This is a genomic window from Banduia mediterranea (assembly GCF_031846245.1).
GTDB classification, from domain to species: Bacteria; Pseudomonadota; Gammaproteobacteria; order Nevskiales; family Nevskiaceae; genus Banduia; species Banduia mediterranea.
Map to the genome: position 1 here is coordinate 220296 of NZ_JAVRIC010000002.1, position 22934 is coordinate 243229.

Here is a 22934-nt window from a genome sequence, read left to right on the forward strand (position 1 = left end):
CATTCGCGGCGGCTGACGACTTTGGTTATGGTGGATCGGCCATCGGCGTCGCAATGGTCGCCTTCAAACCCAGGCCCATGGCATTGGAACAACAGTATTGTCCGGCAGCTCAATGGAGATCGATTGATGACATGGAATCTGGGACGCTCAAGACTACTCGGCGCGCCCCTCCGCGAAAAGCGCGGCACTGCGCAGATTGCAATGCTGGCAATCTGCCTGAGTCTGAGTGCATGCAGCGGCGGTGATAGCGGCGGCAATGATGATGATGATGGCGAGGACCCGGCCCCCGACTACGACTGGAGCGCGCTGCGATCCACGCTGGACAGTTATGTCCCCGACACCGTGTCCGGCTATGCGTTCAATCTCAACGTGGACGACGTCAGCCAGTTCACGCAGGCCGGTGGCGATATTAGCGTCGACAGTTCGGTACTCACCGCCTCGGCCACCAAGGCACCGTCCGCCGCCGCGATCCTGACCCTGGTCGATCTCGGCCTGCTCGACCTGGACGAACCGGTCGAAACCTACCTGCAGGACAGCATTGACTGGCCGTTTGCAAAACGCTCGATCACGATGCGGATGCTGCTCAATCACACCTCCGGGCTGCAGACTGCCCCCGACTGTCTGTCCGAAGCCGTGACCGTCACCATGCAGGAATGCGTACAGGAAATCGCCGACGCGGCGCTAGGTTTCCTGCCCGGCACCGCCTTCTCCTACGGTGGCGGCAGCTATCAGGTCGCCGGCTATATCGCCACGGTCTTGAGCGGGCAAACCTGGAACGACTTCTTCGACATGGCCCTGGCTGAGCCGCTGGACATGCAGAGCTATCAATTCTTTGGTGATGAAAATCCAAGGGTCGCTGGCGGCGGGACGACCACGGCCGATGACTACCGCCATTTCCAACAGATGTTTCTCAACGGCGGCGTCTACGAGGACCGTCAGGTGCTGTCGGCCGACCTCATCGCGGAGATGTCCACCGACCAGATCGCCGGCCGCCTGAAGCTCGGAATGCCGCTGGATCGCAACGACTTCCCCGGCTACGCCTTCGGCTGGTGGATCTCCTCGCCGGAGCTGCATCCCGGCAGCACCGGCCCGGAACTCAGCGATCCCGGTCTGTTCGGTGCCGTGCCCTGGCTGGATCTGGACCTGAACTACAGCGCGGTATCGCTGATCCTCAGCGATACCGACACCGGGCTGGACATTTTCAGCACGGCACGCGGCCTGATCCTCGACGAATTGCTCGGTACAGAAGAATCAGCGCAACCCTAACGGCCATGCCGCGAGCGACACCCCGCACAATGAATCGCCTGCGGCATGGCCCTTCCTCTCACCCACCGCTCGCAGCTGCGAGCGCCCCCGCCTCTCCCGCAAGCGGGCGAGGCCAGGTCGGCATCACGCCGCGCGTGATCCACGTTAAAGCGCTTCTCGTTTGAATGCTGGCAATCTCGGAACGCCGTTCTCCCTTCTCCCTCCGGGAGAAGGGAGAACGAATCGCCGACGACAAATGTCACGATCTGAGCGTAGGCGGCTCTGGCAAGCTCGTGCTGGCGGTCAGTCCTTGGGCTGCGCGGTCACGCGCAGATACGGCTTGAGCGCTTTCCAACCCTGCGGAAACAGGGATTTTGCATCCTCGTCCGATACCGCAGGCACAATGATCACGTCTTCGCCCTGCTTCCAGTTCACCGGCGTGGCGACCTTGTGCTTGTCCGTGAGTTGCAGCGAGTCGATGACCCTCAGGATCTCGTCGAAATTGCGGCCGGTGGATGCCGGATAGGTGATCATCAGACGCACCTTCTTGCTCGGGTCGATCACGAACACGCTGCGCACCGTCAGCGTGCCGCTGGCATTCGGGTGGATCATGCCGTACAGCTCGGCGACCTTGCGTTCCGGGTCCGCGATCAGCGGAAAGTTCAGGACGCTGCCCTGGGTTTCCTCGATGTCACGACTCCAGCCCTCATGGTCCTCGAGCTTGTCCACGGACAGTCCGATCGCCTTGACGCCGCGCTTTTCGAACTCCGGCTTGAGCTTGGCGGTGTAGCCCAGTTCCGTGGTGCACACCGGCGTGTAGTTCTTGGGATGCGAGAACAGCACGCCCCAGGAATCGCCCAGCCATTCATGAAAGCGGATCGGGCCTTGCGTGGTCTGGGTTTCGAAATCGGGGGCGGTATCGCCGAGTTGCAGTGCCATGGCGTACTCCTTTGTTTGGGTCGGGGACGTCTAGCATGCGCCTCCGTCCCGCCATTTCAAGACCTATGCAAATAACCTTTATCGTCGATACGGTTCAGCCTGCCGCCTGGGCGCGGCCTACGGCCTGTGCCCACGCGTCCGACCGCCCCACCCCTGGACCCCGACATGGCGCTCAGGTCGTGGCAACAAGCCGCCCCGAACGCCGTGCGAAACGCAGGTTCAGCCCCACTGCGGCCGCCGCCAAGCCCGCAACCAAGCCCCACCAAAGACCCATGGGACCCATGCCGGCCCAGAACGCGGTGCCAATCGCGACGCCCATGCCGATCAGCCAGTACGCGGCCACCGTCAGCAGCATCGGCACCCGCGTGTCCTTGAGCCCGCGCAGGGCGCCATTGGCGGTGGCCTGAAGGCAATCGAACACCTGGAATACGGCGGCAATGCCGAGAAAGCGAATCGCCATGTCGGCCACTTCCGGCACATCGGTGTAGATCGCCACGACCACGGCCGGGAAGAACAGCATGATCGCGGCCGACAACAGGGCCGACGACAGACCCAGACCGATCCCCACGAAGCCGCGCATGCGAGCCTCGCGAGGCTCGCCGGCGCCGGCCGCCTGGCCGACGCGAACCGTCGTCGCCATACCCAGACTCATCGGCACCATGAAACATACCGCTGCGAAATTGATCGCCACCTGATGGGCCGCTACCGCGATCTCGCCGAAGCGCGCCATCAGCAGCGCCGAAACCTGGAACAGACTGGCCTCGGCGGACAGGATGAATGCGATCGGCAGGCCCAGACGAAGGATCTCCCGGACAATCGCCCCATTGAAACGCGCCGGCTCCAGCCGCAGAACCTGCAGAGAGCGCAGTGAGCGCCACCGGGCAAACGCGAACAGATAGGCCGCCAGCATCACCACCGAGGACAGAGCCGTGGCAACTCCGCAACCGGTCGGCCCCATGCGCGGAAAGCCCCAATGCCCGTACATCAGCAACCAATCGAACAATGCATTCAGCGGAAACGCCACGACGCCGGCCAGCATCACGGCACGACTCACGCCGCGCCCTTCGGCGGTCGAGCGCAGCACGAACCCCACCGCGAACACCGGTGCCGCCCAGGACACGGCGGCCAGATAACCCAGCGCATAGGCTTCGGTCTGTTCGTGCAGGCCCAGGCGCGTCACCACCAGCGGAGACAGCGATTTCGCCGCGATCATCCACAACACGCCCACGATCAGGGCCATCAGCATCGCGCCGCGCGAGAAGTCACCGATCTGCTTATCCGGCTTGCGCGCGCCTACGTGATGCGCCACGACCGGCGACACCGCCATGAACAAGCCCATGAAAAAGACGAACGGCAGAAACCAGAGATTGGCGCCCACCGCCACGGCCGCCAGCGCAGCGCCGCTGTAGCGGCCGGCCATGATCGTATCGACCGCACCCATGCCCATGATGCTGAGCTGCGCGGCGATGATCGGTGTTGCAAGACTGAGGGAGGCGCCCGCTTCGCGGCGGACGGATGCGCGGGTATGCATGGCGGTCTTCGGAAGGTGATCTCCCGCCACAACGGCAGGACAGTGGTCAACGCACCGCCGCCGAAGCGTGCGGGGCGCGTATTGTGGTGGCGCTCCGGGCGTTTGACCAGCCGCTCAGGCTCGGCGGAGACATCCACAGTGGCCGTGCCGCCTGCGCGGAAACGCGCTGGAACCTTCGTCAACGCCGGAAACAGGGCGGTCAGCGCGCAGCCAGGGGCGCCAGAAGCTCCAGCAAGGATCCGCGCTGGCGCGGCGACAGCGCGTCGAAGCACGCCAGCAGTTGCTGCTGCTGCACCGTCAGGACTTGATAGTGCGGTGCTGCCTCCGCAACGATCGGTGCCCCGAAGACTCGGGCGCCGCGGCCGGTCGCAAGATATTCGAATGCCATGCCGCTACGGCGTGCCAAGGCAACCAGATTCTCAACGCTGGGACGCGTTCCCGCTTCGTTTTCCCACTGCGCGACCGCGCTGCGCGAAACTTTGAGCTCGGCTGCGAGGGATTCCTGGGAGAGGCCCAGCTTGTTTCGGGCCTCGCGAACGCGCTGATATAGGCTGCTCAATGCATGGATCCGGTCAATCCCGAAGATTTAACCGAATCCGAGGAATGCTGCTGTTCGTATCCGTGACTGTGTTCCAATTGTTATCTATACTGTCCGATCAGATGGGGTCGGGTATGTCGCACAGCGCGCAGTGCAATCATGACGTCGAGGTCCGGCTGCTGCGCGAACGCCGAACCGTTCACAGCAAGGACAGCGGATGCACGACGGTTCCAAGCTGGCGCCTTCCGGTAAAGGCAGCGCTTCGCTGCACAACGAACTGGCGCTAGCGACAAACGGCAATCTTGCCGCCCTCGCCTTCACGGCGCTGAGCCTGGGCTGTCTGGTCTCACCGTTGTACGCACGAGGTGCAGGCTGGTTCGAATGGACGGGGCCGGTCTTGTACGGTCTGCTGTCCGGTCTCTGGCTGGTCCGACATGGATCAAACCGCCGCTCGCGGAACCACTCGAACTGGCTTTGGCTCATACCCCACTTCTGCCTCGGCGTAGCCATACCGCTGGTGCGTTTCAATGTGCTGGTCTGCGTTGTGCTGTCGGTGGCCTTGGGCGTCAACGCGTTGCTGGCAAGAGGGCCGCGGGCGCTGTGTTACGGCCTTGGATGGCAGGTCGCCGGCATTCCAGTCGGCATTCTGGCTTACGGCGTTGAATGGTTTCCCGAGCCTTCGCTGGCCGATGTGTTCGGCTGCCTTCCTTTACTGATCGCGCATCCGTTCAACGTCACCTGGCGCACAAGACGGACACTGGGGGGATTGCGAGACCAAAGCCGCTTGCTCGAAGATCGCAGCCGGCGTGATTCGCTGTCCGGCCTATACAACCGTGGGCATCTGGAAGAATGCGTGAAGCACGCCTTTTTGCGATGTCGCGAGCAGGGCGGCCAGGCGGTGCTGGTATTGATCGACCTGGACAATTTCAAACGTATCAACGACCGGTACGGTCATGGCGGCGGCGACTGGGTCATTCGCGGCTTCGCCGCACTGTTGCGGCAGGCGCTGCGGCAGGACGATATCGGCGGCCGGTACGGGGGCGACGAGTTCTGCGTGCTGCTGGAGGGCGCCTCCGTCAACAACGCGATTACGGCCATTGAACGGCTCAAGAACGCTCTGGCAGAACGTCCGCTACTGCCGAACGAACGAATCACGGCCAGTATCGGCATCGCTGGCTGGAGCGCTGGCTTCGACGACTGGGAGCAGTGGGTGCATTGTGCCGACAACGCACTGTACAGGGTCAAATCCGCTGGGCGCAATGGCTGGTCCGTGGCGCGTGAAGCGGAGGCTGGCCAGCCTCCGAGACTGGGAGATGTCCTCCATGGTTCGCAGCCTGCCGGGATATGAGGCACGGCGTGGGCACGGCCTGCGGCGTTTGACCAGCCCGGCGCGCGAGCCGGGCTGAAACCCGATACGCCGACACGGAAGTATCGATAACAGCCGTAGTCCGGATGAAACTAAAGTGGAATCCGGGAGCGAATCGTCACAACGTCGGGGCGTTCCCGGTACACGGTTGGGGGGAGGCTGAAGTTTTTTGACAAACTCCCTTGTCGCGGTCCTAGCGCCGCAGGGCTGCCGGCGAGACCCTGTCCTCGATGCGCTGGCAGTCCTCCCCCGCACACTCCTTCATCGCGTCGAGATCCTGGCGCATCGACACCAGCTGCGCCTGCAGGCGTTCGTCGTTCTCCGCGTTCGGCACGAGATTGACCAGTTGGCCGGAGTCCGTGTCCAGCTGATACAACTCCTCGAAGTCCACGACCCAGGGTCCGCCATTAGTTTCGTTGGCGTACCACTGCAGGTACAGCCAGCTACCGCTGACATCGGTGCGACGCAGGGCCTTGAACGCGGGATAGGCCAGATCGGTCAAGGATCCGAGTTCGATTCCGGCCAGGTTCTCGACGTAGTCGATCGCCTCGTCGGTCAGCTCCTCGAACTGCGGATACTCGGCCGCCAGTTCCTGCGCCGTGGCCTCGATGAAATGCTCGGTCATGAACTGTCGCCGTGCGAGACGGCGCCCACCTTCCAGCCGCGCGCGCAGCGAGCGGCCGTCGTAGGCGTCGCCGCGGCGGATCGGATGCGCATCGCCGTAGTCGGCGATGGTCGGCGCCAGATCGTTGTTGATGACCACGTCCGGCAGCCGCGCGCCGCCGGCAATGCCGGGTCCGCGCAGCAGCAGCGGCACGCGGATCGATTCCTCGTAGGCCAGCAGCTTGGAATCGAGCGCATGCTCACCGTGGAAGTAGCCGTTGTCGGAGGTGAACAACACCACGGTGTTGTCGAGCCGACCGTCCGCTTCGAGCTGCGACAGCAGACCGCCGACCAGATCATCGACCGCCAGCATCGAAGCCATACGCATCTGGTGCTGACGCTCCAGCGCGACGAAGTCGCCATCCGCCTCGGTCAGCGTCTGCGGCAGTTCGGTGAGACGTGGATGCTTGTCGTAACCCAGCACGTTGAACGCCGGCTTGGCTTCCAGAAATGCCAGTGAATCAGGCAGCTCGCGCAAGCAGACCTCGTCTGACGCATCGACTTCATGATCGACGTAGTCCGAGACCAGGCATTCGTGGCGTGGCGCCGGGCGAATGTATTCGCGAAACAGCGCCTTGTAGCCCAGCGCCTCGTCCGAGGAAAAGCTGATCGTCTCGATATGCGGCGCAACCGGCGTCACCGTGAGAAAGAACGGCCGCAACTGTTGATCGGCCGCGGCCAGGAAATCGAGTGCGCGGTCGCGCAGCACGTCGGTCTGGTAATGGGCGGCGTCATAACCCTGGTACTGCACAATCTCTGTATTGCCGTCTCGTGTGACGTTCATGCGGTAGTCGTACATGTCGTAGGTCGTCGGGTCGAGCAGGCCGTACCACTGGTCGTAACCCTCGGGCGTGTACTCGGCCGGCGAATACATGCCGTAGCCGTTGAGATATTTTCCGACATGGCCGGTGAAATAACCGGCGCGCTGCATCTGCACGGCCATCGCCCGGTTTTCGGGGTTGTCCGCTTCCTCGTCCCAGTACCAATAGGCGACGCCCTTGGTGACGCCGAGTACGCCGTGATTCTTGACGTACTGGCCAGTGATGTAAGTCGTGCGCGAAGGACAGCACACCGGGTCGGAGACGAAACTGTTGTCGAAGCGCGTGCCCTGCTCAAGCAGGTAGTGCTCGATGTTCGGCAGCCAGCCGTTTTCGAGCAAGAGGTCGAACATGTCCTCGTCGAGGTCGTCGACCATGATCGTCAGCACATTGGGCTTTGCGACCGTGGCGGCCGAGACCGGCGCAACGGCGCACGGGGCGATCAGGCCGGCAAGCGCGAGCGCGGCGGGCGCAATACGGCGATGGCTGAACATCTCGATCTCTCCTGGAAGCTGCAAATCGATCGCTGGGGCCACCCGATCCCGCCACGACATCGCAAGAATCCTGGAACAACCACACCAAATCGCACCTGAATCGCCACCGTTCAGGCCGCATCAAGATGTAAGCGCATGTGCGCAAGCCATGATCGGGATCGCGGGATGCCGGCCCGGCGATCTTTCGTTAAGATCGCGGCCCTTTGCGATTTGCCGCCCCCGCCTGGATGCCCTGCCGATGTGGTTCAAGAATCTCACCCTGTTCGACCTTGAAGATGAATGGACGCTGCCGCCCGCACAGCTGGAGGAACGGCTCGCCAAGCACCCGCTGCAGCCCTGCGCGGCGATGGCGCTGGAAAGCCTGGGCTGGCTCAGCCCGCGCGACAACGGCGCATTGGTGGAACATCAGGAGAAGCATTTTCTGATCACGCTCGGTCACGAACAGAAGCTGCTGCCGAGTTCGGTGATCAACGACGTTGCCAAGGAAAAGGCCGAGGAATTCGAGGCTGCGCGCGGCTTCAAGCCGGGCCGCAAACAGATGCGCGACTTCAAGGAACGCGCCACGGTGGAACTGCTGCCGCGTGCCTTCGCCCGGCGACGCAAGGTGCACGCCTGGGTGGATACAGGCAACAAACGCATCGTGGTCGACGCCTCGTCACTGGCGCGCGCCGAGATCGTGATCGAGCAGCTGCGCGACGCGCTGGGCCACCTGGCCGTGGTGCCGCCCTACGTCGATCCTTCCCCGCGCTCCACGCTGACACAGTGGCTGGAGGCAGGCCGCGCACCGCAGCCGTTCGCGCTCGGTGACGAATGTGAACTGACGACCACCGACAACGAAAAGTCTGTGGTGCGGTACCTGCGCCATTCGCTGGACAGCGAACAGATTCAGCGCCACCTCAAGGAAGGCATGAGCGTTTCCAGGCTCGGCCTGCAGTGGCGGGACCGGCTGAGCCTGGTGGTGGACGAGAAGCTGCAGCTCAAGCGGGTGGCCTTTCTGGAAGTCGATGAAACGGCGGAAGCCGACAATGAACTCGACGCGGATCAGCAGTTCGAAGCCGACTTCGCCGTCATGACGGGCGAGCTTTCGCAACTGCTCAACGATCTGTTTGTGGCGTTCGGCGGCAGCAAGTAGGCAACAACGGAGTCGGAGGATCATCGGGCCTGCGTTATCATCGGCCCGATGAAGCACTTGTTATTGATTTACGGAGGCCAGCCGGGCGGCCGCAACTTCCGCATGCTCGAGGCCGTGCGCGACGGCATCAGCGAGTTCGCCGACGAGGTCGAGCTACGCGAAAAGCCGGCACTGCTGGCGGATATCGACGATCTGCTGTGGGCCGACGGCCTGCTGATCGGCACGCCCGAGAAGTTCGGCTACATGAGCGGCTCAGTCAAGGACTTCATGGATCGCACCTACTACCCGGCACAGGACAAGGTGGATGCCCTGCCCTACGCGATTTTCGTGAGCGCCGGCAATGATGGCCTTGGCGCCGTCAGCGCGATCGAACGCATCGCCGTCGGCTACAAATGGAAGGCGGTGGCGCAAGCCCTGATCTGCGTGGGCGATCCCGATGAAGCCATGCTCGGGCGCTGCCGTGAACTGGGGCAGACACTCGCAGCCGGTATCGCCTACGGCGCCTTCTGAGCGCACGCGATGGTGGCGCCGTAAATTCCGGATCAAGCCGTCGGCTTGTCCGGAATGACGGGAGCAGAGTGCCTCCGGGGCGGGGATGGCTCGGTGAAACCACACCGAACGTTCAGTAGCAATTCATCGGCCCGGCCTAGATTGGCGAGGCACGCGCATTCGTTCAAGCCAGCGCAAGCGCTGTGTCGAAACAACAAGGAAATCGCCGTCATGGCGCCCGCACCAGTACCCGGAGTGACATCCATGAATAGAACGCTTCTGGCAGGCCTGTTCGCCGCCAGTCTCGTTGCCGCCTGCAGCAAGGCAACACCGGACAACTACGAGCGGATCGAAGCCGGCATGACCCGCGATGAAGTCCATGCCGTGCTCGGCAAACCGGAGTCCGTGGAAGGAACCAGCATCGGCAATCTGGGAACCAGCAGTGAAACCTGGACATCGGGCGACCGCGAGATCACCGCGCACTTCGCGGGAGACACCCTGGTCTCCAAGGCCATCAAGGACCGTGGGAACCCGGAAGCCAGCGCAGACGACGACTCCGACGGCATGGATACAAGCGCACACTGAGACGCACACACGTCCGCCTTCAAACCGACAGGCGCCCTTCCCGATCCAGCTTGCTGAGATGGCTTTCGATGTTGATCCGCGCCAGCGGCAGCAAGACCGCTGGCGTGCCCTGGTACATGCGTTCGAGCATGTCGTCCAGCCCCAGGCCTTGACGATGCAGCCCGAGAACCTGCTCCTCACGCAAGCGCCGATGATTTAGCGTTTCCTGCAAACGGAACGTGGTGCCCATGACGGTGCCGTGCGACGGCACGATGGCCGCCGGGTCGAGGTCGATGATGCGCTGCAGCGATTCGAAGTACAGCTGCATGTCGCCTTCCTCGCCGCCGACCACCACGGTGCCGACGCCCTGAATCAGATCGCCGACGATGCACCACGCGCGCGAATCCGGCATCAACGCCATCTGGCCGGCGTCGTGTCCGGGCACGGCGATCATGCGTACCGGCTCGCCCAGCGAATGCGTCAGCACCTCCCCGTCTTCGCGGATGCGTACCTCCGGCACACCGTCGAACCACTGTGCGCCACTGCGCTTTTCGATCAGCTCACGGGTGCGCGCGCTCATGCTCAGCGGCACATTCCATTCGTGGGCGAGGCGGTTCGCGCGTTCCCGATGGTCCGGATGGTGATGCGTGATGAAGATTTCGTGCAGAGCGCCCGCGCGATCGACGGTCCGGCGCAGACGCTCGGCCGCATCCTCGTCGCGCGGTGACGGGTCGACCAGCACGCGGTGGGCGTCGTCGTCGCCCAGCAGGAAGGCATTGGTCTCGTCGGCGGGCGGCAGGGTGTGCGAAGGCACGGCGATCAGACGCAGGCCGCGCACCATCTCGAACAGGCGCAGATCATCGCCGTCCGTCGCCCGCAGATTGAATGTGAGCGCCTTGCCGTCGGCCGACGCTTCGGCCAGCCATTGCAGGATGTAGCGCGTTGGCGCCACACAGATGATTCCCCCGCGAAGGTCCTGCTGATACCAGTGCTCGAACCGATTCCACATGCCTTCGGCAAGTTCGGAAGCGTCGGCCGTCAACCTCGGCCGTTCCACGAAGTCCATGCGAAAGAAATGCGCATGAAAGCGCTGGCGGTTGCCCTGCGGCGGCGTCACCGAATCGCCGATGAGGTCCAGCGAACGCAGATTGCCGGCGTGCGCGGCGGCCTCGATGTTGTAGCCGACTTCCTCCTCGAACTCGCGGACCAGGGCGCGCATCAGGCGTGGCGGGTGCGCATCGAGCAAGGGATGTCCGAACGGGGCCTCGGATTCATCGGCATCGACCTTGCCGCCGGGAAAGCTGTGGTAGCCGGGAAATGCGAGCAGGCCGGGCTGGCGGCGGCAGACGTAGAGGTCGCCGCCACAAGTCGGCACCGCGATCACGGAATCTCGAATCATCTCGCTCATCCGCGCATTATCGCGCATCGTGCCAGACGCTGCCGAGCCGTCAGGGCGAGGCGGCGGAATCCGGCTTGCCGATCCACTTGCGCATCACCTTGCCGTTGAGAAACGAGATCTGGATTTCCTGGCCGTGCCCGCGCCAGACCTCGTTGCGCACCTCGAAATTGGCCAAGGTGCCGCCGCCGACTTCATCGGGCGCGCCGAGAATATCGTGGACCTGCTGCGGCGACATGCCGGTTTCGACCCGGTCGTAATTGGCCGCCGTGAGCTTGCTGCACGCCGCGAGCAGCACCAGCAGCGCGACGGCCAGCGCCTGCCGAAATGTGTGCCGTTGAGTCATTCGATGCCGCTTCCTGAAGTGCACTGTCAGCTCATGGTAGCGCCGGAATCGAAGATGCTGCGGCTACAGATAGTCGGCGAAGCGTTTCCGGTAGCCTGCGAATGCCTGGTTGACGCGCCTGGCGTCCAGACCGAAGCTCTCCAGCGTGTAGTGATGCACGCCGCGCTTGTGCTGCTGGTTCGAACCCAGCCAGGCACGCATCGCGGTCACGGCGGTGGACGACAGGGCGAATCCGCAACGGTCGTTCAATTCGCTGGCCACCTTGACCGGATTGGCGGCAAGACGTCGATACGAAATGTCGACGAAGCGATCCTCGCCGACGCGTTCACGCGCATTCATCACTGTCTCCATCGCCGCCGCCAGACGCTCCAGCCAGACCGGCCCCATCGCTTCGGGCTGCGCCGAATCGCTGCACAGACGGTGCGTGACGCTGAGCAGGCTGCACAGCGATGGCACGACCTGCACTGGCTCGCGATGGGTCTGGACGATGATCGCGTCCGGAAAAGTTTCGAGCAAGGCGTCCAGACCCCACAGGTGGAACGGCGACTTCAGCACCCAATGGTCCTTGGGGTAGCCCCACTGCAACAGTTGCAGGATCTTGCGGTAATAGGCGTAGGTGGCGCGCTGATCGTCCGCGTCGAGCCAGCTTCGGTAGCTTGCGAAATCACCAAACAGATCGAAGCAATAGGACTTGAGCGAGGTCTGCAGGAGTCCGACACATTCTTCGGGCTCGCCCGCGATCAGTTCGTGCGCGGCAGCGAATCCCGGCGCCAGCCAGTCCAGCATCTTGAGTCGCTTGTCGGTCAGGGGAATGCGCGGGTCGCAGTCGTAGGTGCTGGGCTCGGGCGGCGGTGACGGATACATCGTCTCCCATGTCTGCAGCGAACGCACCGCCGGATCGCGCGCCAGCAGGCGCTGCAACAGCGTGGAACCGGTACGCGGCAAACCGACGATGAACACCGGCCGGCGGATTTGTTCGGACAGGATCGAGGGATGCGCCTTGAGATCACGCTCCACCTTGAGCCGGTTTTCGAGGATGCGGCCCACGTAGTTGCGGATCATCAGCCGGCCCATGGCATTGAGCCTGGCCTCGCTGCGTGCCGACTCCAGCAGGCGGTCCAGCGCGTCCCGGAACTTGTCCTCACCCCAATCGGACAGGCGCGTGGAACGCTCGGCGCGCGCCACCATGTCGTCCGGGTCCAGGCCGATCCAGCTGTTGCCGAGACGGTGGCCCGCAGCATTGAGCATGCGGATCGGCAGCGGTCCCGGCGCGTCGGCGTCGAGCAGTGACGACAGGCCGGGAAGCTTGCGTGCCAGTCCCAACAGAGGCCCGTTGCCCTCGCTCATCCTGCATATCCTCTTGATTGGAACATCGAAACATTCGGCCGAAGTGTCGGCAAGACAACCTCCATTGTTCTGGATTGAATGCAATAAGCATGCAGGCAACCATGTCGCTGCATCCTGCGGAGTCTACAAACCGTAGATGAGGATTCCGAGAAGCATCACACTCCGCAACCGCCGTCAGGGCCAGGAGTGTGATCGGAGCGTCGATACGCTGGGCATAGCGATCAAAGGTCTGAGCTTTCATGCGGATACCGGGTAATGATTGCAGGCCTATTCCACAAGGATTCGGCGCGGTGCGCGGTCCCGACCTTGCGCCATTTCACACTCGCAAACGGACCGCCGGCTCTGCTCTAATGGCCGCATGCCGTCCGCCACACCGCTACGCCAGCCCGCCGCCGCCACGCATGGCCGCATCCAGAATTCCGGCTTCCGGGCGCATCCGCTGCTGCGCAATCCCCATTTGCAGACCATGCTGCCGGCCTTGCTGCGGCCAAGGCCGCCGCTGGACTTGCGGCGCGAGCGTCTGGAACTCGATGACGGCGATTTCGTCGATCTGGCTTGGGCCGGAACCGAGCAAACCGGTGCGCCGACCGCGGTGCTGGTGCATGGCCTGACCGGTGGCTTCGAATCCAAATACCTGCGCGGCCTGGCGCTGCAACTGATCGACCTGGGCTGGCGCATCTGCGCACTCCAGCTGCGCGGCGGCGGCGAATCACCGAACCGCCTGGCGCGCTGCTACCACCACGGCGACAGCGCCGACCTGCGCCATCTCTGGCATCTGCTGCGGCGCCGCGAACCTGAAGGCATCGTCGCCACGGTCGGTTGGTCGCTGGGCGGCAACGTGGTGCTCAAGGCGCTCGGTGAGGAAGGCGATCAGGCACCGGTCGATTTCGCGGCTGCGGCCAGCGTGCCGTTCAGCCTTTACGAATGCGCGGAACGTCTGCGGCACGGCGTCGCCAGAATCTATCAATCGCATCTGCTGGGCGCGCTGCGGCGGATGATCCGGCACAAGGCGAGTCGGGTCGACCTGTCGGCCATCGACCTCGATGCGGTGCTGAGCGCGCCGGACTTCTTCACCTTCGACGATGGCTTCACCGCGCCGCTCAATGGTTTTGCCGACGCTCACGACTACTACGCGCGTGCAGCCTGCGGCCCCTATCTGCAGGCGATCCGCCGCCCTACCCTGATCGTCCACGCGCAGGACGATCCGATGATGGTCCGCGAGATCATCCCGCGCGCCGAAGCGCTGTCGCCGTTCGTGACGCTGCAGCTCAGCACGCACGGCGGCCATGTCGGCTTCGTCGAAGCGGGACCGCGGGGACGACCACGGATGTGGCTGGAGCGGCATTTCGCGGAATATCTGCAACGGCAACGCGTCGAACATGAAGGTGCATCGCGTGCCGTCGCCTGAGCACGTTCCGGATCTGCTCGGCGCGATCGACCGCACCGTGGCGCAAGCCTCGGCCAGCGGCGCTCTGCAAGCATTGGAAACGCGCAGCGTAGCCGTGGGCGGCGCGCTACCCTACGTCGTGCACTGGGCCTCGGCCCTGCGGCACAAGCAAGCCGATCAGCAAGCGCAACAAGACGAGACGCCGCGCAATCCGTTCCTGCCGTACGAATCTGAACTCCACGTGGCCGATCTTGCCCACACCCACGTGATGCTGCTCAACAAGTTTCCGGTGGTGCCGCGTCATACCTTGATCGTGACCCGTGAGTTTGCCGAGCAGACCGCGGTCCTGGACGATGCCGATTTTTGCGCACTGGCGACCGGCATGGTGCAGCTCGATGGACTGGCCTTCTACAACGGCGGCACCACGGCCGGCGCCAGCCAAACGCACAAACACCTGCAACTGGTGGCGGACGCGCCGATTCCGCTGGCGGGCCTGTTCGCCTCCGCCCGCGGACAAGCGGGCGTGCAGACACTGGAGGCCTTCGATTTTGTCCACGCCTTCGTCGCACTGGATCGTACTGCCTTCGGCAGCGTCGAATCCGCCCGCACGCAACTGCGGGAGGCTTACACGGCTGCCTGCGCCCGCTGCAGTCTGTTTCCGGATCAGGCACGCATGCCGCCCTACAATCTGCTGGCGACACGTGACTGGCTGCTCGTGGTACCGCGCACCGCCGAGTGCTGGCGACACGCCGACATCCGGATTTCACTGAACGCGCTGAGCTTCACGGGCTCGATCTTCGTCGCCCGGTACGAGTGGATCAGTGCGGTGAAGCAGGCCGGCCTGGCGGCGCTGCTCGAAGCGGTGACGTTCGCGCGCGCTCCTTCAGCCTGATCGGAACCTGTCCTGGCGTCCTAGGAGCGTGGCGGGGGTAGAAACGCGGCTTCCCCCTCTTCGGCGCCGATTCTGGGCCAATGGTCACCGCCAAAAGCGCCATCCAACCTGACTCGAAAGACCCTTGCCTCGCCTGCCCGGTTCCTACCGCCCGTGCTCCTAGCCGGCGTCGTCTGAAGCTGTGTCCGAAGGCTCGCGCTCGATCATCTTGAACTCGCGCAGTGACATCTTCAGCTCCACGTCGCCATCCTTGCCGGTTTCGACTTTCACCGGCATGTACTCGCGCGATTCGGCCAGCCAGAACCGCGCGATGCGGTCCTTGCGATCGACACGCTCCAGACGCACCGCATCAAAGGTGCCGTTCGGCACCTCGACAGTTTCCTTTCCACGTAGCACAAGCTGGTACTTGTCCATCTTGTGGTCCTGGACCACGGTGAAGGCGTAAGGCTCCTCGGGCGGATCGTCGACATGCTGGATCACCCACAGACGCACGGCCTGATGCATGCCGAGCCGATCCTGCGCGTCTTCCGGCAGATCGCGTTCGCCCTCACCCCCGAACACCTTGTGGACGTTCCAGTTGAAGTCAAGCTGAAAGCTGTCCTTGCCGGCTTCGTAGACGAACTGGCGCGGCTCGACCGCGCCGTCGACCAGGCAGAAACGACTGATTTCCTGCGGCTTGCCATAGAACATGCGGACCAGGGCCACCGGCTTGGCCTCGGATTCGTAGCGATAGCACTCAGCCTGCTCGCGCGTGAGGCGGATCACGATCTCGCCGAGCTTGATGCCTTTCCATTCGGCGGCGTACACCGCCTTGAACTCCGGCAGAGTTGTAGCCGACGCGCTCAAAGGCAATCCCAGCGCTAGCAGGATCGGCAGAAGGGGAAGAAGTAGACGCTTCATCGAAAGGGATCCTCAAGATCCTGAAGACTCAGCGGCGCGTCGAGCGGAACCCCACGAAATTTCACTCGCCCCGCCTCGAGTCCAAGTTCACCGCGCGCGAACCACGCCACGGCTTGCGGATAGATGCGCAGCTCGATTTCAGTCATGAGCTTTTCGGCCAGCATCGCGGCGGTATGTTGGGCCGGAACCCTGAACTTCCCCTGAATTATGCGAGGCCCGCCGTCCAGCTCCGGCGTCACGAAATGCACGGTCGCACCATGTTCGGAATCGCCCGCTTCCAGAACCCGGTCATGGGTGCGCAGACCGGGGTGACGCGGCAGCAGGGACGGATGAATGTTCAGCATGCGACCCGCGAAACGCTCTAGGAAGGCATCGCCGAGCACACGCATGAACCCGGCCATGAGCACGATGTCCGGTGCCAGCGCGGACACCGCATCGGCCAGTGCGCGGTCGAAATCGGCGCGCTCGGGGTAGTTCTGGTGCGGCAGGCAGATCGCCGGAACCTTCGCCAGGCGGGCCCGCTCCAGGGCGTAGGCATCCGCCCGGTTGGACAGCACGCCGACGATGGACGCCTGCAGCGTGCCGGCCGCGGCGTGGTCCAGCAGGGCCTGGAGATTGCGGCCGCTGCCGGACACCAGAACAACGACCCGCTTCACTGTGCGCCGGATTCGCTGTAGACGACATCCTGCTGCGGGCGCGCAATGATCTGCCCGATGACCCAGGGCGCCAGACCGCGCCGCATGAAGTGCTCCAGCGTGGCCTCAAGCCCCTGCGGCGGCACCACCAGCACGAAGCCGACACCGCAATTGAAGGTGCGGTACATCTCCTCGACCGCGACATTGCCTTCCTGCTGCAGCCAGGAGAACAGCTCCGGCCACTGCCAGCTCGCGGTGTCGATCGCCGCGCCGCAGCCATCCGGAAACACACGCGGCAGATTCTCGCTGAGACCGCCGCCGGTGATGTGCGCCATCGCGTGCACGGTCTGCGTTTCCAGCAGTTCCAGCACCGGCTGGACGTAGATTCGGGTGGGCGCCAACAGCGCGTCGCCGAGGCTCGCCGCGCCCAGCGGTGTATCCAGCCCGTGGCCACCGCGCTCCAGAATCTTGCGGATCAGCGAATAGCCGTTGGAATGTGGCCCGGAGGACGGCAGGGCGATCAGCACGTCGCCCGGCGCAACCTTGGAGCCATCGATGATCGCCTCTTCCTCGACCACGGCGACGCAGAACCCCGCCAGGTCGAAATCGCCGTCCGAGTACATGCCCGGCATTTCCGCGGTTTCGCCGCCAACCAAGGCGGCGCCGGCCTGACGGCAGCCCTCCGCGATGCCGCGCACCACGCTGGTGGCGACCGCGCGGTCGAGCTTGCCGGTGGCGTAGTAGTCGAGAAAGAACAGCGGTTCGGCACCGGAGACCAGCACGTCGTTGACGCACATCGCCACCAGGTCGACGCCCAGGCCTTCGACCCGACCGCTGTCGATGCCGAGGCGCAGCTTGGTGCCGACGCCATCGGTGCCGGACACCAGCACCGGCTTGCGGTACTTGCCCGGAATGCGCATCAGCGCTCCGAAGCCGCCGATGCCACCCATGACCTCGGGGCGCATCGTCGGTTTGACGATGGACTTGATGTCATCGACCAGCGCGTCGCCTGCGTCAATGTCGACACCGGCGTCGCGATAGCTCAGCGGAGGCTTGGAATTCATGAGGAGGGCAATTCGATGCGGTGTAATATTGTAGGTTCAAACGCCTGCCCTATGGCCCTTTGGATGCCGATGCGCCCTCTTTTGCTCGTCGTGGCTCTCGCCACGGCCCCAGCTCCGCTGCTGGCACAGTTCGATTCTTCCGCCGATCCGGGCTCCAGCCTGGGGGCCGGCGCACAGATCGATCCGCAGCTCGGACCCTACGAGGCGCTGATTCCGGCACCGGACCAGAGCGACGCCGCATTGGCCTCGGCGCTGCGCAGCGCCATGCAATCGGTGATCGAACGACAGGCCGGCTACGGCGCCGCCGGCACCTACGAGGGCGAACAGCTGATGTCGCAGGCCCGCCAGTACGTGCTCAGTTACTCGTTCGAGGTCGATGCCGCGCGCACGCCGCCGCAGACCCTGCTGCGTGCGCGTTTCGACGGCAACGCCGTGCGCAGCGCCCTGGCCCGGGCCGGCATGATCACGCAGCGCCAGACCGAGGCCATCGAAATCGAAGTCAGCGGTATCGATGACCTCGCGGACTATCAGCGCGTCGCCACGCACCTGCGCAGACTCGGCAGCGTGAGGTCTGCGGCCCCGACCGCCGGCTATGGCGACGTGCTGCGCTTCAAGTTGCAGGTCGTGGGCGGCCCGAGCGCGCTGGAGCTGGCGCTGCCCACCGGCGGCCTGCTGCGGCAGCAACGCTATGGCGACGCCCACACGCCGGCCCAGTACGCGCTGGCGCGCTGAGCCCGACACCCCGACAGTCACTCGATGAATTCCCCACCCCGCCAAAGTGCATTGCTGCCCCACGGTTGGCCCTGGCTGGTGGGGCTGCTGCTGTTCGGCGTGCTGCTGTATCTGCTGTCTCCGATCATGATGCCGTTCGTGCTCGGCGCCGGTCTTTCGTACATCGGCGACCCGCTGGTCGACCGCCTGCAGAAGATTGGCCTTTCGCGCACGCTGGGCGTGTGCGTCGTCTTCGTGGTGATCGTCGGTCTGTCGCTGATCGGGCTGCTGCTGTTCGTGCCGATGCTGCAAAAGCAGCTGGTGCAGATGCTGCAGAATCTGCCGGAAACGCTGCGCTGGATTCAGGACACCGCGCTGCCGCACCTCGGCATCACCCTGCCGCCGGACCTGCAGCTCGATGCCAACGGTCTGCGGGACATCGTGCGCGAACACTGGCGCGAAGCCGGCGGCCTCGTCCAGCAGTTATGGGGCCGCATTTCCCAGTCCTCCGGCGCGCTGATCGCGTTCGCGGTGAACCTCTTGATGGTGCCGATCGTCACCTTCTATCTGCTGCGCGACTGGGATGATCTGGTGGCCTGGATCGCCGACATCATCCCGCGTCGCTGGCTGCCCACCGCGACACAACTCGCGCGCGATACCGACAGCGTGCTCGGCGCCTTCCTGCGCGGCCAGCTGCTGGTGATGCTGGCGCTGTCGGTGACCTACACCCTCGGCCTGTGGGCGGTTGGCCTCGATCTGGCATTGCTGGTCGGCACGATCGCCGGCCTCGTCAGTTTCGTGCCCTACCTCGGCGCCGCCACCGGCATTCTGCTGGGACTGGCGATGATGTTCGTTCAGACCCAGGCGCCGCTGCCGCTGCTGTGGGTCGCGCTGGTGTTCGGCGTCGGTCAGATGCTCGAAAGCATGGTCTACACGCCGCTGCTGGTCGGCGATCGGATCGGCCTGCACCCGGTCGCCGTGATCTTCGCGGTGATGGCCGGTGGCCAGCTGTTCGGCTTCATTGGCATTCTGCTGGCACTACCGGTGGCGGCAGCGGTGGCCGTGGTGCTGCGGCATACCAAACAGCGCTGGCTGGTCTCGTCCTGGTATCATGGCGGCACCGATGGCGACCCCATGCCTGAGGCGCCTGGCGACGACGCGCCGCGTCGCGACACGGACAGCGCCGCACCGTGATCGGCAGTATGCAGCTGCCGTTGTCGATGCGGCTGCCGGACAACGCCAGCTTCGAGAACTTCGTGCCCGGTCCCAATCGGGCCGCAGTGGCCGCCGTCTCCGAACCGCGCGGCGATGTGCTGCTGATCGGCGGCCCCGGCTCCGGAAAATCGCATCTGCTGCAGGCCGCGCTGCGTCAATGGCAGGCGCGCGACCGCGACGTAGCCTACGCACCGCTGGACGACGTCGACGGCGCATTGCTGGCCGCCTATGTCGATGCGGACCTGCTGGCAGTCGACGAACTCGAACGGCTACGCCCCGAACACAGTCTCGTGCTGCTGCGGGTGCTGGATACGCGCCGCGCGGCGGCACGCATCACGGTCATCGCCGCCCGCGATCGACCCGCGAACCTCGACGCAATTCCGCCCGACCTCAAGACCCGGCTGACACAGGCCGAGGTCTATCCGCTGGCACCACTGGACGATGCGGCTCGTCAGCAGCTGCTGATCCAGCGCGCGCAGGGCCGAGGCCTGTCTTTGCCGCCCGAGGTCGCACACTGGCTGCTGACGCAGTTGCCGCGCGACAGCGGCAGCCTGATCCAGGTACTGGACGAACTGGACCTGGCTTCGCTGCAGGCACAGCGCCGCCTCACGATCCCCTTCGTACGCCAAGCTCTGCGCGACGTTCGACCGCATTCCACTTGACGAACAGCACGCTGCCGGTGAACGCCAGCGCGCCGACGTAGGCCAGCGCGCGCGCCACCGGCTGGTCCAGAAACACCATCAGCGCACCGAGCACCACCACGATCAGCAGGCTGTTGGCAGCATGCGCGTAGCGCGAGCGGCGCAGCATCCACGGCATCGGCAGGGCCAGCACCAGCGCCATCAGCCAGCCGCCGGGCAGGCCGATGGCGGCACCGAACATCAAGCCCAGCTGCGCCAGCATCGCCAACCACCATGCGTACAGGCTCAGGCGCTTCGGGGCACTCATCGCGCCAGCCTCAGCGCGGTGGTCGCCACGCGCCGGCCCAGGGCCTCGCACAGCAACGCCTCGTCCTCGTCAAGCGGGCGCGGCGCGCCCACGCCAGCGACATGGCTGGCTCCGTACGGCGTGCCGCCGGTACGCGTCGATGACAGTCTCGGTTCGTTATAGGGCTGCCCCAGCAAGACCATGCCGTGGTGCAGCAGCGGCAGCATCATGCTCAGCAGCGTGCTCTCCTGCCCACCGTGCATCGTGCCGGTGGACGTGAACACCGCCGCCGGCTTGTCGATCAGACTGCCGGACATCCACAGGCCGGAGGTCGAATCGATGAAGTACTTCATCGGCGCCGCCATGTTGCCGAAGCGCGTCGGACTGCCCAGCAGCAGACCGGCGCACTGTTCCAGGTCCTGCGGCATGGCGTAGGGCGGTCCCTCGTCGGGAATCTCCGGCAGCGTCGCCTCGCTTTGCGCGGATACCGGCGGCACCGTGCGCAGGCGCGCGGCACAGCCGCTCACCGAATCGACGCCGCGCGCGATGTGACGCGCCATGGCCGCCACCGCGCCATGCCGGGAGTAATAGAGCACCAGGATTTCTGTCATCGGCGAAGTTTAACCAGCGGCCTCGTCTGACGCTTGGACCAACTTGCGAATCACTGATCACAAGCGGTGTTCGGCTACACTTCCGGCATGCGCTCCGCGATATTCACGACCCGATGACCACGCCACGAATTCTCGCGCCACTGGCACTGGCTCTGCTGTGCGCGGCCTGCAGCACACCGGGCCCCGCGCGCCGGGGACCGCCGCCGCACCGCGAAGCGCCCACACCGCTGCCGTCCCTCCCGCCAACCGCAGGGCCAAACCGTACGCCACCACGCCCCGCCGCCACGGCGATTCCGCCGACGCTGGGCGCGCGCCCGCAGGCAGCATTGATCGAGGCGCGCCTACGCGTGGCCGAGGCGCAGACGCGCCACCCCGGCTGGAACGAAGCGGACGGACTGCTGCGCCTGACCGAAGACGCCGCCGCGCGCGGCGACGATGCACTCACGCTGCACTACGCGCGCCGGACCAAGCGCCGCGCCGACCTCGCGGTGAACGATTACTACACCGCGCTGGCGCGCGCCGAGCTGGACCAGATCTACACGCACACCGGGCTCGACAATCTGCAGTTGAGCCGCGTGCAATACATCGAGAACGCGATCGTGCGCGACGACGGCCGCACCGCCTATGAACTGGCCGGCGGACTCAAGGAAGAACTCGAGATCGCGGCGCGCGCCTACCGCGTGCGCAGTGGCGAAACACTGTGGCAAATCTCGGGGCGCAAGGAGATTTACGGCAATTCTCAGCTTTGGCCATTGATCTTCGATGCCAACCGGGAAACCATGAAGTCCCCGGAAGACCTGGGAGCCGGCAAGCTGCTGCGCATCCGCACCAATCCCACGATCGACGAAGTCGTCGGCGCCATCGACTACGCACGTGACCACACCCCGGGCGAGGTCTTCATCGGCGAGATTCAGGTGGTGGCGCCGGAGTCGCCGTAGCCTCATAGCCAAGTAGCCCGGATAGAGCGCAGCGGAATCCGGGCGATGGCACCTTTCGAACCCCGCGTGTCGCGGCTTCGCTGTGCAACCAGCGCAGCATCTGCTCGCAGACCCGGGCGGAGCCGAGCAGATCCATGTCCTTGGTCCGGTCGATCACCACGCGATGACTCCGTGCAAAGCGCAAGGCACGGCGTCGTTCAGGGTGTCGGCCCAGTGCGCTGTTGACCGGCGCCAGACCGTCTCCGATCGCGACCGAGCCGAACCGAGGATTCGCCACTGATCTGCCGCGCGCTCGTCGCCGCCAACGCGTAGCTGGCCACGTCGTCCGGCAAAGGCGTCATCTCGGGTGGACCCAGACCATTGGAAAAGCGGTCGAAGCCCTGCCAGTCCTCGTCACGCACATTGCCTTCGCGCAGGTCGGTGATGCCGGCACTGCGCAGGCGGCCCAGGCGCGCGAACGGCGCGGCATACGGCACTGCGGCGAGCACGCTCGCTGTGCAGACCGTGACCGCCACGCTCCAGCGGCGCTCCCAGATGCGGCGTACCGAGACAGATCAGGCGGCGCAGCAGACCGCGCCAGACCATGGACCAGCCCTGCGCGTAGTGACAGGCACTGCGCGACAGCAGAGCAGGCCGCCCATGCTATGACCGATCAGATCGATCTCGCGCAGCGGACTGGGCCATTGCGCAACCAGGACTTCCAGGAGCCGGGCCAGTTCTCGACCGTTCTCCGAGACATGGCGGCCGCTGTTGTAGCGCAGGTACAGCACGCTGCAATCCAGGGGT

General features: G+C 64.8%; 25 protein-coding genes. 11 read left to right on the plus strand and 14 right to left on the minus strand.

The genetic code is table 11. The annotated features are described in order from the left end of the window. Positions 1–126 precede the first annotated feature (126 nt). Entirely contained in the window at positions 127–1266 is a 1140-nt protein-coding gene (locus tag RM530_RS02490; protein ID WP_311363624.1) for a serine hydrolase domain-containing protein, read from the plus strand. Between the two features lie 282 nt (positions 1267–1548). Here RM530_RS02490 and RM530_RS02495 read toward each other — a convergent pair whose 3' ends face one another. The 3 genes from RM530_RS02495 to RM530_RS02505 all read right to left on the minus strand — a co-directional run bounded on the left by RM530_RS02495 (position 1549) and on the right by RM530_RS02505 (position 4274). After that, positions 1549–2184 carry a peroxiredoxin gene (locus RM530_RS02495; RefSeq protein ID WP_311363625.1) on the minus strand — a complete coding sequence of 212 codons (636 nt, stop codon included), beginning with the start codon at positions 2182–2184 and terminating at the stop codon, positions 1549–1551. A 172-nt stretch (positions 2185–2356) separates the two neighbouring features. Further along, positions 2357–3715, minus strand: coding sequence for an MATE family efflux transporter (locus RM530_RS02500; RefSeq protein ID WP_311363626.1), 1359 nt, complete (start codon positions 3713–3715; stop codon positions 2357–2359). A 199-nt stretch (positions 3716–3914) separates the two neighbouring features. Then, positions 3915–4274, minus strand: a complete 360-nt coding sequence (locus RM530_RS02505; RefSeq protein ID WP_311363627.1) for a helix-turn-helix transcriptional regulator — start codon at positions 4272–4274, stop codon at positions 3915–3917. Between the two features lie 376 nt (positions 4275–4650). On the opposite strand from RM530_RS02505, the gene RM530_RS02510 reads away from it, so the two are divergent. Further along, on the plus strand, positions 4651–5601 hold the full coding sequence (locus RM530_RS02510) for a GGDEF domain-containing protein (protein WP_311363628.1): 951 nt from the start codon (positions 4651–4653) through the stop codon (positions 5599–5601). Positions 5602–5812: 211 nt separating this feature from the next. Here RM530_RS02510 and RM530_RS02515 read toward each other — a convergent pair whose 3' ends face one another. Then, positions 5813–7594, minus strand: coding sequence for a sulfatase family protein (locus tag RM530_RS02515; RefSeq protein WP_311363629.1), 1782 nt, complete (start codon positions 7592–7594; stop codon positions 5813–5815). 238 nt (positions 7595–7832) lie between these two features. Here RM530_RS02515 and RM530_RS02520 point away from each other — a divergent pair, with 238 nt between their 5' ends. The 3 genes from RM530_RS02520 to RM530_RS02530 all read left to right on the plus strand — a co-directional run bounded on the left by RM530_RS02520 (position 7833) and on the right by RM530_RS02530 (position 9800). Continuing rightward, positions 7833–8726 carry a recombination-associated protein RdgC gene (locus RM530_RS02520; RefSeq protein WP_311363630.1) on the plus strand — a complete coding sequence of 298 codons (894 nt, stop codon included), beginning with the start codon at positions 7833–7835 and terminating at the stop codon, positions 8724–8726. Between the two features lie 48 nt (positions 8727–8774). Next, positions 8775–9236, plus strand: a complete 462-nt coding sequence (locus tag RM530_RS02525) for a flavodoxin family protein (protein WP_311363631.1) — start codon at positions 8775–8777, stop codon at positions 9234–9236. A 243-nt stretch (positions 9237–9479) separates the two neighbouring features. Then, the gene (locus RM530_RS02530; RefSeq protein ID WP_311363632.1) at positions 9480–9800 is read left to right on the plus strand and encodes a DUF3862 domain-containing protein; all 321 of its coding nucleotides are present in this window, start codon (positions 9480–9482) and stop codon (positions 9798–9800) included. Between the two features lie 19 nt (positions 9801–9819). On the opposite strand, the gene RM530_RS02535 is transcribed toward RM530_RS02530, so the two are convergent. The 3 genes from RM530_RS02535 to RM530_RS02545 all read right to left on the minus strand — a co-directional run bounded on the left by RM530_RS02535 (position 9820) and on the right by RM530_RS02545 (position 12868). Next, positions 9820–11178, minus strand: coding sequence for an MBL fold metallo-hydrolase (locus RM530_RS02535; protein ID WP_311363633.1), 1359 nt, complete (start codon positions 11176–11178; stop codon positions 9820–9822). Positions 11179–11227: 49 nt separating this feature from the next. Further along, a complete protein-coding gene (locus RM530_RS02540) occupies positions 11228–11521 on the minus strand; it encodes a hypothetical protein (protein ID WP_311363634.1) in 294 nt (97 codons plus the stop codon). Positions 11522–11584: 63 nt separating this feature from the next. Then, positions 11585–12868: a sulfotransferase family protein gene (locus tag RM530_RS02545; protein WP_311363635.1), complete on the minus strand. Its 1284-nt coding sequence runs from the start codon at positions 12866–12868 to the stop codon at positions 11585–11587. A 358-nt stretch (positions 12869–13226) separates the two neighbouring features. Between RM530_RS02545 and RM530_RS02550 the strand changes: the two genes are divergently transcribed. Then, complete coding sequence (locus RM530_RS02550) at positions 13227–14276, plus strand: hydrolase (protein ID WP_311363636.1); 1050 nt, start codon at positions 13227–13229, stop codon at positions 14274–14276. After that, entirely contained in the window at positions 14248–15147 is a 900-nt protein-coding gene (locus RM530_RS02555; protein WP_311363637.1) for a DUF4922 domain-containing protein, read from the plus strand. The genes RM530_RS02550 and RM530_RS02555 overlap by 29 nt, the downstream gene beginning before the upstream one ends. 159 nt (positions 15148–15306) lie before the next feature. Here RM530_RS02555 and RM530_RS02560 read toward each other — a convergent pair whose 3' ends face one another. Genes RM530_RS02560 through purM form a run of 3 tightly spaced genes read right to left on the minus strand, consistent with a single transcriptional unit; the run spans position 15307 to position 17746 of the window. Further along, a complete protein-coding gene (locus RM530_RS02560; RefSeq protein ID WP_311363638.1) occupies positions 15307–16047 on the minus strand; it encodes a DUF3108 domain-containing protein in 741 nt (246 codons plus the stop codon). Beyond that, on the minus strand, positions 16044–16703 hold the full coding sequence (gene purN, locus RM530_RS02565) for a phosphoribosylglycinamide formyltransferase (protein ID WP_311363639.1): 660 nt from the start codon (positions 16701–16703) through the stop codon (positions 16044–16046). The genes RM530_RS02560 and purN overlap by 4 nt, the downstream gene beginning before the upstream one ends. Further along, positions 16700–17746, minus strand: coding sequence for a phosphoribosylformylglycinamidine cyclo-ligase (gene purM, locus RM530_RS02570; RefSeq protein WP_311363640.1), 1047 nt, complete (start codon positions 17744–17746; stop codon positions 16700–16702). Before purM ends, purN begins: the two co-directional genes overlap by 4 nt. 69 nt (positions 17747–17815) lie before the next feature. On the opposite strand from purM, the gene RM530_RS02575 reads away from it, so the two are divergent. The 3 genes from RM530_RS02575 to RM530_RS02585 are packed head-to-tail and all read left to right on the plus strand — an operon-like array spanning position 17816 to position 20334. After that, positions 17816–18478: a DUF8605 domain-containing protein gene (locus RM530_RS02575; protein WP_311363641.1), complete on the plus strand. Its 663-nt coding sequence runs from the start codon at positions 17816–17818 to the stop codon at positions 18476–18478. 24 nt (positions 18479–18502) lie between these two features. Continuing rightward, entirely contained in the window at positions 18503–19651 is a 1149-nt protein-coding gene (locus tag RM530_RS02580; protein ID WP_311363642.1) for an AI-2E family transporter, read from the plus strand. Continuing rightward, positions 19648–20334: an HdaA/DnaA family protein gene (locus RM530_RS02585; protein ID WP_311363643.1), complete on the plus strand. Its 687-nt coding sequence runs from the start codon at positions 19648–19650 to the stop codon at positions 20332–20334. The genes RM530_RS02580 and RM530_RS02585 overlap by 4 nt, the downstream gene beginning before the upstream one ends. On the opposite strand, the gene RM530_RS02590 is transcribed toward RM530_RS02585, so the two are convergent. Further along, positions 20279–20620 (minus strand): hypothetical protein, encoded by a 342-nt coding sequence (locus RM530_RS02590; RefSeq protein WP_311363644.1) that lies wholly within the window; start codon positions 20618–20620, stop codon positions 20279–20281. The two genes, RM530_RS02585 and RM530_RS02590, sit on opposite strands and share 56 nt — an antisense overlap. Beyond that, on the minus strand, positions 20617–21210 hold the full coding sequence (gene wrbA, locus RM530_RS02595) for an NAD(P)H:quinone oxidoreductase (protein WP_311363645.1): 594 nt from the start codon (positions 21208–21210) through the stop codon (positions 20617–20619). Before wrbA ends, RM530_RS02590 begins: the two co-directional genes overlap by 4 nt. Positions 21211–21323: 113 nt before the next feature. Here wrbA and RM530_RS02600 point away from each other — a divergent pair, with 113 nt between their 5' ends. Beyond that, positions 21324–22148, plus strand: coding sequence for a hypothetical protein (locus RM530_RS02600; RefSeq protein ID WP_311363646.1), 825 nt, complete (start codon positions 21324–21326; stop codon positions 22146–22148). Positions 22149–22345: 197 nt separating this feature from the next. Here RM530_RS02600 and RM530_RS02605 read toward each other — a convergent pair whose 3' ends face one another. Continuing rightward, complete coding sequence (locus RM530_RS02605) at positions 22346–22663, minus strand: hypothetical protein (protein ID WP_311363647.1); 318 nt, start codon at positions 22661–22663, stop codon at positions 22346–22348. Between the two features lie 39 nt (positions 22664–22702). Beyond that, positions 22703–22934 (minus strand): esterase/lipase family protein (locus RM530_RS02610; RefSeq protein WP_311363648.1); only part of this gene is annotated, 232 nt, incomplete at its 5' end.